The organism is Methylomonas sp. PHL2-19, from assembly GCF_059331595.1.
Genome location: NZ_CP196839.1, coordinates 886,888 through 899,905, shown reverse-complemented (window position 1 = coordinate 899,905; position 13,018 = coordinate 886,888). Strand labels below are relative to the sequence as shown.

Here is a 13,018-nt window from a genome sequence, read left to right as displayed (position 1 = left end):
TTCTTTGCCCTATATCTGAGCTACTTTTTCATAATGCTGATACCTTTCAGCAGATTCAACGCTTCATGCAAAGGATAGTCGCGAATTTCCGCTTCTGAAGATTCGTTGGTATCGCCATCTTTTTCAGACGGGTCTTTCGCATCATCTTTATCCTCTTCTTCGGATTTTTTCTCCGGCTTCGCGTTACCGTTAGTCAAGTGGTGCGTCAGATCGGCTTCTTTAATCGACTCGATCTTAGCTTTTTCCAATGATTCCAGCTTAACTCTCGCCAAAGTCACATCAGGCTCGATGCCCTGCGCCTGAATTGAGCGACCGGAAGGCGTGAAGTAGCGGGCTGTAGTCAATTTCACCGCCGCGCCATTGCTGGTCGGCAGAATGGTTTGCACCGAACCCTTCCCGAAAGATTTTTCACCCATGATGATGGCTCGTTTGTGATCTTGCAACGCACCAGCAACAATTTCGGATGCCGATGCCGAACCGCCATTAATCAACACCACAATCGGCGCACCATTAATAATGTCATCCGGTGTTGCACTAAAACGCATTTCTGAGTTTTTGATTCTGCCTTCGGTGTAAACGATCAAACCGGACTCGATAAACGCATCACTGACATCAACAGCAGCATTCAATACACCGCCGGGGTTATTACGCAAATCCAGCACAATACCTTTCAGTGGGCCTTCGTTTTCTTTTTTCAGCTCGTCGACCGCATCCAACAAACCTTGACCGGTACCGGATTGAAAACTACTGATCCTCAAGTAACCGTAATTTTTTTCCAGCAGTTTGTTTTTAACACTTTTGACTTTGATGATGTCGCGGGTCAAGGTAAATTTCAGCGGCGCTTCTTCGCCTTCCCGAACAACAGTCAACACGATGTCGCTACCTGGCTCGCCACGCATAATTTTGACTGCGTCGGCCAGAGTCATGCCTTTAACCGGCTTGTCATCCAGACGCACGATCAAATCGCCCGCCTTGATGCCGGCGCGCTGAGCAGGTGTATCATCAATCGGCGAAACGACTTTAACAAAGCCATTTTCCATACCCACCTCAATTCCCAAACCGCCGAACTGACCAGTGGTGCCTTCTTGCAACTCTTTATATTCTTCGCTAGCCAAATAAGCCGAGTGCGGATCAAGGCCGGACAACATACCGCGAATCGCATCTTCCAACAGTTTTTTGTCGGATACGGGTTCGACATAGTCCTGTTTGATACGCCCGAATATCTCGGTAAATGTCCGCAACTCATCAAACGGCAAAGCCTGTAAATCATCTACCTTGGTCGAAACAGGTGCTTCCTTTTCCGCCAGGACACTGCTGCACAAACTCAGCGTCGCACCCAAAATAAACCCGACCAATAAAATCACTATATTTCTGTTTTTTAGCATGTGTTTTAAAACTCCAACAACCTGTTCCTGTAAATGATTAACCCTTGCCCGGCTTACGGCACCATTGCTCGGGATCTATGGGCCGACCTTGTTTCCTGATGCCGAAGTACAATGCCGCATCAGCACGCCCCCCGCTACGTCCAACCGAAGCCAATGTCTCACCGGCTCTAACATGCTCTCCCACGCTTTTATGCAAACTTTGATTGAATGCATACAAACTCATATAACCCTTACCGTGATCAACAATGATCATCAAACCATAACCCCGCAACCAATCGGCGTAAACAACTCTCCCGGCATTGACCGCATGAATATCGGCACCTTCGCGAGCGCTAATCACCACGCCGTCCCAGGTTGTTTCGTAGCGGCGACTGCCGAAACGATCCGTTATCGCCCCTTGCACCGGCCAAGGCAGCTTTCCTTGCAACTCGGAAAAAGAAAGACCCGTCGGTTCGCGAACAGGATTGACTTCGGATTTTTTTGGCGGCTCGGGTTGTTCGACAGGCTTTTCGTGCTTATCAAGCACGCGCTCCGGTGCAACCGCAGGTTCATTATCATCAGTTTTCTGCAATGATGCTACCAAGGCTTGCAATTTTTTCTCGTCACGCATCAAGCCAGCCAGCAGGGCGCTTTTTGACGCATAATCTTGCTGAATGTCGGCAAGCAAGGCTTCTCGCTGTTTTTTCAGCGTCTGCATCGCCTCGGTTTCTTGTTGTTTCTTGTCGAGAGACACTTGCAATAACTGAGTTTCCGTGTCTTTTTGCGCCTCCAACTGCCGCAAAACCTTGAAATCCTCAGCCATGGCCTGAAGCTTTTGTAAGCGGGCCTTACTAATGTAATCGTAGTAAACCAACATGCGACTCGATAACGCCGGATTACGTTGGTTAAGGATAACTTTCAGCCCTTCCTTATCGCCACCCATTGCATAAACCGACTTAATCAGCCCCTCAAGCTCCTTCTCCTGACTACGCATGTCTTTTTGCGTGGCAACGCTTTTATTCCGAACTTCCTGCAATGCCTGTTCTTGCTGCCTGATTTCAGCTTTGATAGCTCGCAGACTATTCGCAAGCTCCCCGTATTGCCGCTCCAGCTTTTGCAACTGCTCTAACAACCGAGACTTTTCAACCCCCAGGCTTTTGACGTCATCGCCAACTTGCTGGATTTGCGATTGCACTTCTACCAAGCTACGGGCATTTACGGGATCGCCCTTAGCCGGCAATGCGCAGACAATCGCAATCCAAGCGGTCAAAAAATATCGGTAAACATGCATCGATTAGGCAACCGGCAATAACCGTCCAATCATTGACGCGGAGAGCAGCAATAATGGCTTTGCTGGACTGACCATGTGTTACAGACTCCAAACATTAGTTTTGCGGGCGTTAAGGCAGATAAAATTTGGCCTAGTCAAAAAACGAGCCAACCCAAGCAGCCCCGAGCTATTTTCCTAAGCCTCTAGCCGAGGGTATTGAACAATAAAGCCCACTCTGTTAGATTTGCTCACCTTTTATTGCTTTAGCGCAAGCAATTAAACCCACTTGCGCCGTAGCGACATTATACCAGTACAAGGATGTCGTCATAGTTCGAAAAGTACCATTGTTCGCTCACTGTTCTTAACCTTAGCCTCGATCATCGTTATTAAATGGAAGACAAAAACGATACCATCCACTACGACGACAGCGATATTAACCGGGCGGCACGCTGTTTGAAAGCAATGTCCCATCCGTTGCGCCTAAAAATCCTGTGCGTACTGGGTAATAACTCGATCAGCGTGCAAGACATCGTTGAGCAAGTTGGCACGAGTCAAAGCAATATTTCCCAGCACTTAGCAATACTGCGAGACAAGGGCATTCTCGATTACAAAAAAGAAGCCAATCGGGTTTACTACTTTATCGACGATGAGCGCGTAATACACCTGATTCAAATGATGCGCAGCGTTTTTTGCGGCACGTAAACAGCATTCAATAACCACTAAAATAAACCCACGCGATGGACCAATATATAGAATTTGCCACCAATCACTATTTGCTAGCATTCTCGCTGGTATGCGTTATTTTTTTGCTAATCCAGGATTTGCTCGCGAACTCATTCAATAAGTACGAAAGCATTTCTCCGTTGATTGCAGTCACCAAAATGAACAGTGACGATGTCGTTGTGCTTGACGTGCGAGAAACCAACGAATTCGCCAAAAGCCACATCGAAAACGCGATCAACATTCCCTTAGGCAAAGTAGAAGAACAACTGGGCTCTCTGGAAAAGCATAAAAATCATCCTATGATCGTGACCTGCCAGACTGGTGCCCGCTCGGTAGCCGCTTGCAAAACACTGACCAAAGCCGGATTTGAGCATGTATTCAATATGACGGGCGGCATGCAATCCTGGGAAGATAACAAGCTCCCCATCAAAGTCAGCAGTAAAAACTAAAGATTAATCAACCAACCTTAACAAGTAATCATCATGGCCGAAATCAACGCATCCAGCGAAAAGCAGTTCGCGATTCAAAAGATATATACCAAAGACATTTCTTTTGAAACCCCCAATGCTCCAAAAATATTCACGCAAAAGTGGGAACCCGCGCTGGATCTTAATCTCGGCACGCACGTTCAACCCATCGAAAACTCGATGTACGAAGTATCGCTGACATTAACTGTCACCGTAAAAATTGCAGACACAACGGCCTATTTAGTTGAAGTCAATCAATCCGGAATTTTTTCAATAGCCGGTTTCAGCGAACAAGAAATGGGACCAATGCTAGGCAGCTTTTGCCCCAACGTCTTGTTCCCTTATGCGAGAGAGGTCATTTCCGACCTAGTGAATAAAGGCGGTTTTCCACAGTTAATCTTGGCTCCGGTCAATTTCGACGCATTGTATATGCAGCACCTGCAACAAGCGCAAACCCAACAGGAACCTGAAGCTAAAACGCTAAATTAAGCGGAATGCCACCATCTATCAGTATACTTGGTGCCGGCTCATGGGGAACAGCTTTAGCGGTACAGGCAGCCAGAAATGGCTGCAATACCCTGTTGTGGGGCCATAATCCCAAACACATAGCCACATTAAAGCAAACCGGCGAAAATGCACGCTATTTACCCGGCGTCCATTTTCCAGAAAACCTGCAATTCACCGACAATCTTGCGGAAGCCGTGGGGTTCAGCGCGGTATTGCTTATTTCGGTCCCCAGCCACACCTTTAGAGACTTATTAGCGCAAATCAAACCCACGCTCAGTGAAAGCTCCCGCATCGCATGGGCCACCAAGGGTTTCGATTCCCAAAACGGCGCCTTGTTAAGCGAGGTGGCGACGCAAATACTGGGGGCGAATATCGAATGCGCCGCACTCTCCGGCCCCACATTTGCCCAAGAAGTAGCTGCCGACCTACCAACCGCACTCACCATCGCCTCTAACTCGGAAGGCTTCGCCACCCAACTTAGCGAACGATTGCACAACCAACGATTTAGGATCTACACCAGCAACGATATTATTGGCGTTCAGGTAGGCGGAGCCTGCAAAAATGTTTTGGCAATCGCGGCAGGCATAGCCGACGGCCTTGGCTTTGGCGCTAACACACGGGCAGCACTAATCACTCGCGGTCTAACGGAAATCATGAGACTAGGCATCAAGCTTGGCGGCCAAGCCGACACTTTTATGGGCCTAGCCGGTCTGGGCGACCTGATTTTGACTTGTACCGACAATCAATCCAGAAACCGCCGCTTTGGCTTGGCATTAGGCCAAGGCAAAGACCAAAGGTACGCATTAAGCGAAATCAATCAGGAAGTCGAAGGCGTATCCGCAGCCCGAGAAGCGCACCGTTTATCGCAAAAATACGGTGTCGAAATGCCAATCACCGAACAAGTTTACAAAGTCTTATTCGAACAACTCTCCCCCAAACAAGCCGTCCAAAACCTGCTGACACGCGATCAAAAGCCGGAAAGTTTGTAAATCTCGTCTGAAATAGCCCAACGAACTCAATCTAAGGGCTCTACCACTATTTATCCCAAACCACAGCCGCCAATCTTTTGCTCAGAAAAACCAGCCTTACCGCTAACCGTCCAAACAGCTTGCTACAGCAAACCGCGTGCAAAAAGTGAGAATTAGCACCTAATAATTGCAATTCACATCAAAAACCATCATTAACTTTTTGATACAAATCATTTTTACTCGAAACCCTCGCATATACCGCCTAATACGCACCAATCCTGCGTAAGTCCTTGTAGAAAAAGAAAGAATTTAATTTAAATGCCTCTTGACTAAGCACCCGTTGAAAACTATAGTGGTGCAAAAGTGATGTAAAGTGGTCAAAAATGGATTTTTTTGGAATTTTTGAGGTTCATCTTGTTTCGAGGCATAAGTTCAATCAGTTTGGATGCGAAAGGGCGCATTGCAATTCCTACCCGCTATCGGGAGGAGTTACAGGAGTCCTGCGACCGCCAAATGGTTGTGACCGTTGCAGTTGACGACAAATGCGTCGGCGAACCGGGTTGCCTATGGCTATACCCGTTACCGGAATGGGAAAAGCTCGAACAAACCATCAGCAAACTGCCGACATTAAACAAAATGGCCGGCAAGCTGCGGCGTTTTGTGATCGGCAATGCCTCGGAATGCGAAATGGACAGCCAAGGCCGCCTGCTGCTGCCGGAAACCCTCAGAGAGTTTGCCGGCATGGAAAAGCACATCATGCTGGTTGGTCAGCTCAACAAATTTGAAATATGGAATGAAGCTGCCTGGAAGGCCAAAGAACAGGAATGGATGGACGGTAACGACACAGAGGGCCTTGAAGAACTTGGCTCGCTGTCGTTTTGACGGAGATGACCGCCCATCAGACGGTTTTGTACGAAGAGGCCCTAGAGCAACTCAACATAAAACCGGACGGTATTTATCTGGACTGCACGTTCGGGCGTGGCGGGCACAGCAGCGGCATTCTGAAATTACTGAATAGCACCGGCAGATTACTGGCGCTTGACAGAGACATGGACGCCATCGCTAGCGACGAAGCCAAACGCCTATCGGAAGACAGCCGTTTTAGTTTAAATCACGCCAGCTTTGCAGACCTGAGTACCGTCATTGAACAGCACAGCTATACGGGCAAAATCGACGGCATTCTGATGGATTTGGGCGTATCGTCCCCGCAACTAGACAATGCGGAACGCGGGTTCAGTTTTTTACGCGATGGTCCTTTAGACATGCGTATGGATAGCAATTACGGCTTATCGGCAGCGGATTATTTGGCGCGAGTCGAGGAAAAAGAATTGGTTCGCGTGCTGTTTGAATATGGCGAAGAGCGTTTTGCCAGACGGATTGCCAACGCGGTTGTCAGCCAACGCCAACAGCAGCCGCTGCAGACAACTCTGCAATTGGCAAAATTGATCGAAAATAGCGTGCCGTTTCGAGATAAACACAAACATCCTGCCACCCGCAGCTTCCAGGCGATCAGGATAGAGATTAACCAAGAACTCGAACAGATTAAAACCGGATTGAAACAAGCTGTGGAGGTATTGGCGCCAGGTGGACGTTTAGTCGTGATCGCTTTCCACTCATTGGAAGACCGCATCGTCAAGCGCTTCATTCGCGACCAAGCAGGCCCGAAAACCAATCCCGGCAAGCTGCCGATTAAAGAGCAGGACATAGAACAAGGCCAGTTACGCAAAATAGGCAAGTCGATAAGGGCACAACAACAGGAATTGCAACAAAACCCACGCGCACGTAGCGCGGTCATGCGAGTTGGGGAGAAACGTTGATGGCGATTGCAAGAAATATCCTGCTGACACTGTTGGTGGCGATGCTGATGATCTCCGGCATTGCCGTGATCTACAGCAAATACCAATCGCGACTGCTGTTTATCGACATTCAGAAAAAAGAAAAAGAGCTCGACGACTACGAAGTGGAATGGGGTCGGCTACAACTGGAATTGACGACGCTCACCGAAGAAAACCGGGTTGAAATCGAAGCAAGGACACGGCTGATGCTGACTTTGCCGGCCCAAGACAAAATTATTTATATAAAGCCGTAAATGCGAATTGCCACCGGTGCGGGCACGATACCGCGCCACAATACAGATTTTGTGATCCGGCGCAGATTGCTGCTTTCGGTGATGTTGTTGGCCATGTTGGCCTTGGTGGGCCGCGCGGTATACCTGCAAATTCTCGATAAAGAATTCCTGCAGGACAAAGGCGATATGCAGCACGTCGGCGTGGTGTCGGTTTCGGCTTATCGCGGGCAGATTAAGGATAGGAACGGCGAACCGCTGGCGATCAGCACTCCGGTGCAGTCAATTTGGGTCAACCCGCGGCAACTGCGAGATGCGGAACAGGACAAATTAACACCGATGGCGAAAATCCTCGGTTTTCCGGAAAAGGAACTGCGTTCGCTGTTAAAAAAGGAAAAAGACGCCAATAAGCGTTTCGTCTATTTGCGCAGGCAGATTAACCCGGATATAGCCGAAAAGGTCAAAGCGCTGGAAATTACCGGTGTGTATTTCGAGCGGGAGTTCAAGCGTTACTATCCAGCCGGCGCGGTATCGGGCCATTTATTGGGCTTTACCAATATCGACGACATCGGCCAGGAAGGCATAGAGCACGGCTACGAGCACATTCTACGCGGCCAGCCCGGCAAAAAGCGCGTGATCAAGGACGGCAAGGGGCAGATCATCAAGGACGTAGAAAATATTGAGGAAGCCATCCCGGGCCGCGACCTGGTGTTGACTATCGACGAGCGCCTGCAATACCTGGCTTATCGGGAATTGCAGAACGCAATGATCCAGAACAAAGCGCATTCGGCATCCTTGGTGGTACTGGATGCCAAGAACGGTGATGTATTGGCGACGGTCAGCCAACCGGCTTTCAATCCCAACAACCGTAAGGAATTGAGCAGTAACCGCTATCGGAATCGGGCCATGGTGGATAGCTTCGAACCCGGCTCGACGGTCAAACCCTTCGTGGTAGCGGCGGCGCTGGATGGTGGCTATATCAAACCCAACGTGTTGATAGAAACCCATGGTGTCTATCACTTGGGTCGCAACGTCGTTAAGGACGTGCATAACTACGGCACAATGGATTTGACCCACGTACTGCAAAAATCCAGCAATATCGCGGTCACGCAAATCGCGATGAGCATGCCGCCGGAGTATTTTTGGGGCGTATACAGCAGGCTGGGGTTCGGCACCTCCGCCGGTGTTGGTTTTCCGGGAGAAGCCAGCGGCTCTTTGCTGGATTATCAGGGCTGGCACGAATTCGACCAGGCGATTTTATCGTTCGGTTACGGGGTTTCCACCTCGATTTTACAATTGGCCAGAGCGTATACCGCTTTGGCGGACGACGGCATCATTCATTCCGTGACTTTACTCAAGCGCGATGAAGATCCCGATGCCCAACGGATTTTCAAACCCGAAACCGCCAGAAAGGTCAGGGAAATGCTGGAGCACGTGATCAGCAAAGAAGGTACGGCATACCAGGCCAGAGTCGAAGGTTACCGGGTAGCAGGTAAAACCGGCACCGTGAAAAAAGCCGCAGCCGGCGGTTACAGCGAAGACAAATATTTATCGGTATTTGTGGGCATGGCCCCGGCCAGCAATCCGCGTTTCATTATCGCGATTGTGGTGGACGAACCTACCACCGGCCAATATTACGGTGGCCTGGTGGCGGCACCGGCTTTCTCGAAAGTGATGGCGGGCGCATTACGAGTATACGGCGTTGAGCCGGACGGCATGGACAACATGCATTTATTGTTGAGCAAACAATGAAGCTAGCCCAATTGCTACACGGAATGACCGTAAATCCGCCGGATTTGGCAATCAGCGGATTGTGTTTGGACAGCCGAAACATCCAAGCCGGCGACGCATTCATTGCGTTGAACGGTGCCGTCCAGCATGGTATTGCGCATGCGGAACAAGCTGTTGCCAACGGCGCGGTCGCGGTAATTTACGATCCAAGCGGCGCGGAGACGCAGATCGTCAGCAAAGTAACAGTACCAAGCGTGGCTATAACCGATTTAGCGCAAAAGTTGGGCGAAATCGCCGCAAGATTTTACGGCAACCCGTCGCAACTATTGGATGTGATCGGTGTAACAGGCACCAATGGCAAGACCACCTGCAGCCAATTAATCGCGCAAGCTTTGCCGGCTTGCGGCGTGATAGGCACGCTGGGTTGGGGCGATGTCGGCAATTTGCAGCCGACCGCCAACACCACGCCGGATGCATTGGCCGTGCAGCGGATGCTGAACGAATTCGTAAAGCAGGATAAGCGTAACGCGGCCATGGAAGTCTCCTCGCACGGTTTACACCAAGGCCGGGTTAACGGGGTTAGCTTTAAAGGCGCGGTTTTTACCAATTTGAGCCGGGACCACCTGGATTATCACGGCAGCATGGCGGAATACCTGCAAGCCAAACTGGCCTTGTTTAAAACGCCTGGCCTGCAGTTTGCCGTGGTCAACCTGGACGACGCCAGCAGCGCCGAGGTATTGCAAAGCCTGCCGGACGCCGTGCAAAGCTGGACCTATAGCGCGACCGGCCAACGCGGAACTGCTAAGGAAGCCGTAAGTGCCGAGCAAGTAAAACATAGCGCTGCCGGCATCGAATTCGATGTGATATGGCGCGAGCAAAGACGCCGGGCAACGACAACGCTGGTTGGCGGCTTTAACCTGGATAACGTGCTAGCCGTGCTTTGTGTATTGCTGGCGACCGGCAGCGAATTCGACGCCGCCGTCGCGCAACTGGCCAAATTAAACGCCATTGCCGGCCGTATGGAAAAATTCGGCGGCAACGGCAAACCCACGGTATTCGTGGATTATGCCCATAGCCCGGATGCTTTGGAAAAAGTACTTAAAGCAGTAAAAGGCGCGCACCATCTGCGAGTGGTATTCGGTTGCGGCGGCGACCGCGATAAAGGCAAGCGTCCGGAAATGGGCCTGATTGCCGAAACCTGGGCGGATCAAGTCATCGTCACCGACGACAATCCGCGCAGCGAAGCATCGGCAGCGATTATTAAAGATATTTTGAGCGGCTGCCAAAGCCAAAAAATAACGGTCATTAACGATAGAACCACGGCCATAAACACAGTGATACGACAAGCAGACCCAGACGATTGCGTGGTGATAGCCGGCAAGGGCCACGAGGACTACCAAGAAATCGGCGGCGTAAAGCAGCCGTTCAGCGATAGCGCTGTCGTCAAGCAAGCACTGGCGGCGTGGAGCAAACCATGAAGCTGCAACTCAGCGAAATAGCCCAAGCCGTCAACGGCAAGCTAATCGGGGAAGACAAAGAAATTCGCGCCACCGGCATCGATACCCGCACCTTACAAGCCGGCGCGCTGTACATCGCAATAAAAGGCAAAAACTTCGACGGCCACAGCTTTATCGATAAAGCCGAGCAAGCCGGTGCGGCAGCGCTGTTACTCGAGCGAGCCGCGCCATCCGCTTTACCGCAAATCATCGTCGCCGATACGCATTTGGCGTTGGCGGAATTGGCTGGATACTGGCGCAAAACCTTGTCGGTCAAAGTAGCCGGCGTCACCGGCAGCAACGGCAAAACCACCGTCAAGGAAATGATTGCGGCGATTTTCGCCACCCAAGGCCACACCCTATCGACCCAAGGCAATCTGAACAACGACATCGGCGTGCCGCTGACACTGCTCAAACTGGATGACTCTCATCGCTACGCAGTCATTGAAATGGGCGCCAATCATCCCGGTGAAATTGCCTATACCAGCCGCTATGCGCAAGCCGATGTCAGCGTCATCACCAATATTGGCGCCGCCCATATCGAAGGTTTCGGCAGCATCGAAGGCGTGGCTAAAACCAAAAGCGAAATCGTCAAAAGCCTCGGTGAGGGCGGCGTGGCGGTATTAAATCGCGATGACGCTTTTTACGATTTCTTGCTGACCATGGCCGGCAACCGTCGCAGCGTATCTTTCGGCTTGCACCCCGCAGCCGACGTTACTGCGTTAAATATTGCCACAGCCTTAGATTCGCACGGCTTTAACACCTATTTCGAATTAAAAACGGCGACCGACAGTTTACCAATCCGCCTGCATCTGGCCGGCACCCACAATGTGAAAAACGCTTTGGCCGCAGCGGCAGTAGCACTGCAATTCGGCATCAGCCTGTCAGACATTAAACAAGGCCTGGAACAACTCCAACCGGTCACCGGCCGCATGCAACCTTTATTAGGCCGCAAGGGCAACATCGTCATCGACGACACCTACAACGCCAATCCCAACTCCTTGAAAGCCGCGTTGGACGTACTGACCGATTGCGGCAGCGAAGCGTGGGTAGCATTGGGCGCTTTCGGCGAACTCGGCCCGGACAGCCCGGCGATACACCGGGAAATGGGCGAATTAATCAAAGCAAAATCAGTGAAGCGTTTGTTCGCGACCGGCGCATTGGCAAAACATGCCGTTGAAGCCTTTGGCGACGGCGGCCAGTTTTTCGACGATCAGGAACAATTAATAGACACACTGACAACAGCTGTCACAGGTAAGGAAACCCTATTGGTTAAAGGCTCGCGCGCCCAGAAAATGGAAAACGTGGTGGCGGCGATGGTCAACAATTTCAGAGCAGCCTAATGTTACTTTTACTCGCGGATTATTTAAGCAATATCGACAGCGGCTTCAGGGTGCTACATTACCTGACCTTTCGCGCCATCTTGGGCGTGCTGACCGCGCTCATTATTTCCCTGATGGTCGGCCCGGCCATGATCGAAAAATTGACTCGCAAAAAAATCGGCCAAAGCGTGCGCGACGACGGCCCGCAAAGCCATTTTTCCAAATCCGGCACACCAACCATGGGCGGCGCGATGATTCTGTTCGCCGTAGCGATCAGCACCCTGCTCTGCGCGGATTTGAGCAATCGTTATGTCTGGGTGGTGTTGCTGGTAACACTGGCACATGGCGTAATCGGCTTTATCGACGACTATAAAAAAGTCCTGCTCGGCAATAGCGACGGCCTATCCGCCCGCGCCAAATATTTCTGGCAATCGCTGGTGGCACTGAGCGCCGCCTTATACTTATACAACACCGCTCAAGTAGCGGCGGAAACCCAATTCATCGTGCCGTTTTTCAAAAACGTCACCGTCGACATCGGCTGGGGCTACGTCGTACTGACCTATTTCGTCATCGTCGGCTCCAGCAATGCCGTCAACTTGACTGACGGCCTGGATGGCCTGGCCATCATGCCGACCGTGATGATCGCCGCCGCCTTGGCGATTTTTGCGTATTTATCCGGCCACGTTAATTTCTCGCAATACCTGGCTATCCCGCACATCCCCAAAGCCGGCGAGTTGGTGGTGTTCTGCGCGGCCCTGGTCGGTTCCGGCCTGGGCTTTTTGTGGTTCAACACTTATCCTGCCATGGTGTTCATGGGCGATGTCGGCGCACTGGCCCTGGGTGCTGCGCTGGGCATCGTCGCGGTGTTGGTTAGACAAGAAATCGTTTTGGTGATCATGGGCGGTATTTTCGTGATGGAAACCATCTCGGTGATTATCCAGGTTGCCTCCTTCAAAACCCGTAAAAAGCGGGTGTTTCTGATGGCGCCGATTCACCATCATTACGAATTGAAAGGCTGGCCGGAGCCACGCATCATCGTGCGTTTCTGGATTATCTCGGTCATCTTGGTGTTGATCGGTCTGGCCACTTTGAAACTGAGATAAGC

General features: G+C 51.0%; 13 protein-coding genes. 11 read left to right on the top strand and 2 right to left on the bottom strand.

Annotation, left to right across the window (positions count from 1 at the left end):
• Positions 1 to 20: 20 nt before the first annotated feature.
• Both ACR02O_RS04205 and ACR02O_RS04200 read right to left on the bottom strand, forming a co-directional pair.
• The gene (locus tag ACR02O_RS04205; protein WP_033156778.1) at positions 21 to 1,385 is read right to left on the bottom strand and encodes a S41 family peptidase; all 1,365 of its coding nucleotides are present in this window, start codon (positions 1,383 to 1,385) and stop codon (positions 21 to 23) included.
• A 37-nt stretch (positions 1,386 to 1,422) separates the two neighbouring features.
• A complete protein-coding gene (locus ACR02O_RS04200; protein ID WP_494522857.1) occupies positions 1,423 to 2,634 on the bottom strand; it encodes a murein hydrolase activator EnvC family protein in 1,212 nt (403 codons plus the stop codon).
• A 390-nt stretch (positions 2,635 to 3,024) separates the two neighbouring features.
• On the opposite strand from ACR02O_RS04200, the gene ACR02O_RS04195 reads away from it, so the two are divergent.
• From ACR02O_RS04195 to mraY, 11 genes are all read left to right on the top strand, one after another.
• Positions 3,025 to 3,336, top strand: coding sequence for an ArsR/SmtB family transcription factor (locus ACR02O_RS04195; RefSeq protein WP_458138906.1), 312 nt, complete (start codon positions 3,025 to 3,027; stop codon positions 3,334 to 3,336).
• Between the two features lie 35 nt (positions 3,337 to 3,371).
• A complete protein-coding gene (locus tag ACR02O_RS04190; RefSeq protein WP_171697288.1) occupies positions 3,372 to 3,806 on the top strand; it encodes a rhodanese-like domain-containing protein in 435 nt (144 codons plus the stop codon).
• A gap of 33 nt (positions 3,807 to 3,839) precedes the next feature.
• Positions 3,840 to 4,313, top strand: coding sequence for a protein-export chaperone SecB (gene secB, locus ACR02O_RS04185; protein WP_171697287.1), 474 nt, complete (start codon positions 3,840 to 3,842; stop codon positions 4,311 to 4,313).
• A 5-nt stretch (positions 4,314 to 4,318) separates the two neighbouring features.
• Complete coding sequence (gpsA, locus tag ACR02O_RS04180; protein ID WP_494522856.1) at positions 4,319 to 5,320, top strand: NAD(P)H-dependent glycerol-3-phosphate dehydrogenase; 1,002 nt, start codon at positions 4,319 to 4,321, stop codon at positions 5,318 to 5,320.
• Positions 5,321 to 5,713: 393 nt separating this feature from the next.
• Positions 5,714 to 6,181 carry a division/cell wall cluster transcriptional repressor MraZ gene (gene mraZ, locus ACR02O_RS04175; RefSeq protein WP_026147052.1) on the top strand — a complete coding sequence of 156 codons (468 nt, stop codon included), beginning with the start codon at positions 5,714 to 5,716 and terminating at the stop codon, positions 6,179 to 6,181.
• A gap of 5 nt (positions 6,182 to 6,186) precedes the next feature.
• Positions 6,187 to 7,116, top strand: a complete 930-nt coding sequence (gene rsmH, locus ACR02O_RS04170) for a 16S rRNA (cytosine(1402)-N(4))-methyltransferase RsmH (RefSeq protein ID WP_445369916.1) — start codon at positions 6,187 to 6,189, stop codon at positions 7,114 to 7,116.
• The gene (gene ftsL, locus ACR02O_RS04165; protein WP_020483757.1) at positions 7,116 to 7,388 is read left to right on the top strand and encodes a cell division protein FtsL; all 273 of its coding nucleotides are present in this window, start codon (positions 7,116 to 7,118) and stop codon (positions 7,386 to 7,388) included. The genes rsmH and ftsL overlap by 1 nt, the downstream gene beginning before the upstream one ends.
• Complete coding sequence (locus ACR02O_RS04160; RefSeq protein ID WP_445367665.1) at positions 7,389 to 9,116, top strand: peptidoglycan D,D-transpeptidase FtsI family protein; 1,728 nt, start codon at positions 7,389 to 7,391, stop codon at positions 9,114 to 9,116. It begins immediately after the preceding gene.
• Positions 9,113 to 10,573, top strand: coding sequence for a UDP-N-acetylmuramoyl-L-alanyl-D-glutamate--2,6-diaminopimelate ligase (locus ACR02O_RS04155; RefSeq protein ID WP_494522855.1), 1,461 nt, complete (start codon positions 9,113 to 9,115; stop codon positions 10,571 to 10,573). The genes ACR02O_RS04160 and ACR02O_RS04155 overlap by 4 nt, the downstream gene beginning before the upstream one ends.
• Positions 10,570 to 11,934, top strand: coding sequence for a UDP-N-acetylmuramoyl-tripeptide--D-alanyl-D-alanine ligase (locus ACR02O_RS04150; protein WP_445367663.1), 1,365 nt, complete (start codon positions 10,570 to 10,572; stop codon positions 11,932 to 11,934). The genes ACR02O_RS04155 and ACR02O_RS04150 overlap by 4 nt, the downstream gene beginning before the upstream one ends.
• Positions 11,934 to 13,016, top strand: a complete 1,083-nt coding sequence (mraY, locus tag ACR02O_RS04145) for a phospho-N-acetylmuramoyl-pentapeptide-transferase (protein WP_033156788.1) — start codon at positions 11,934 to 11,936, stop codon at positions 13,014 to 13,016. The genes ACR02O_RS04150 and mraY overlap by 1 nt, the downstream gene beginning before the upstream one ends.
• The last annotated feature ends 2 nt before the right edge of the window (positions 13,017 to 13,018 follow it).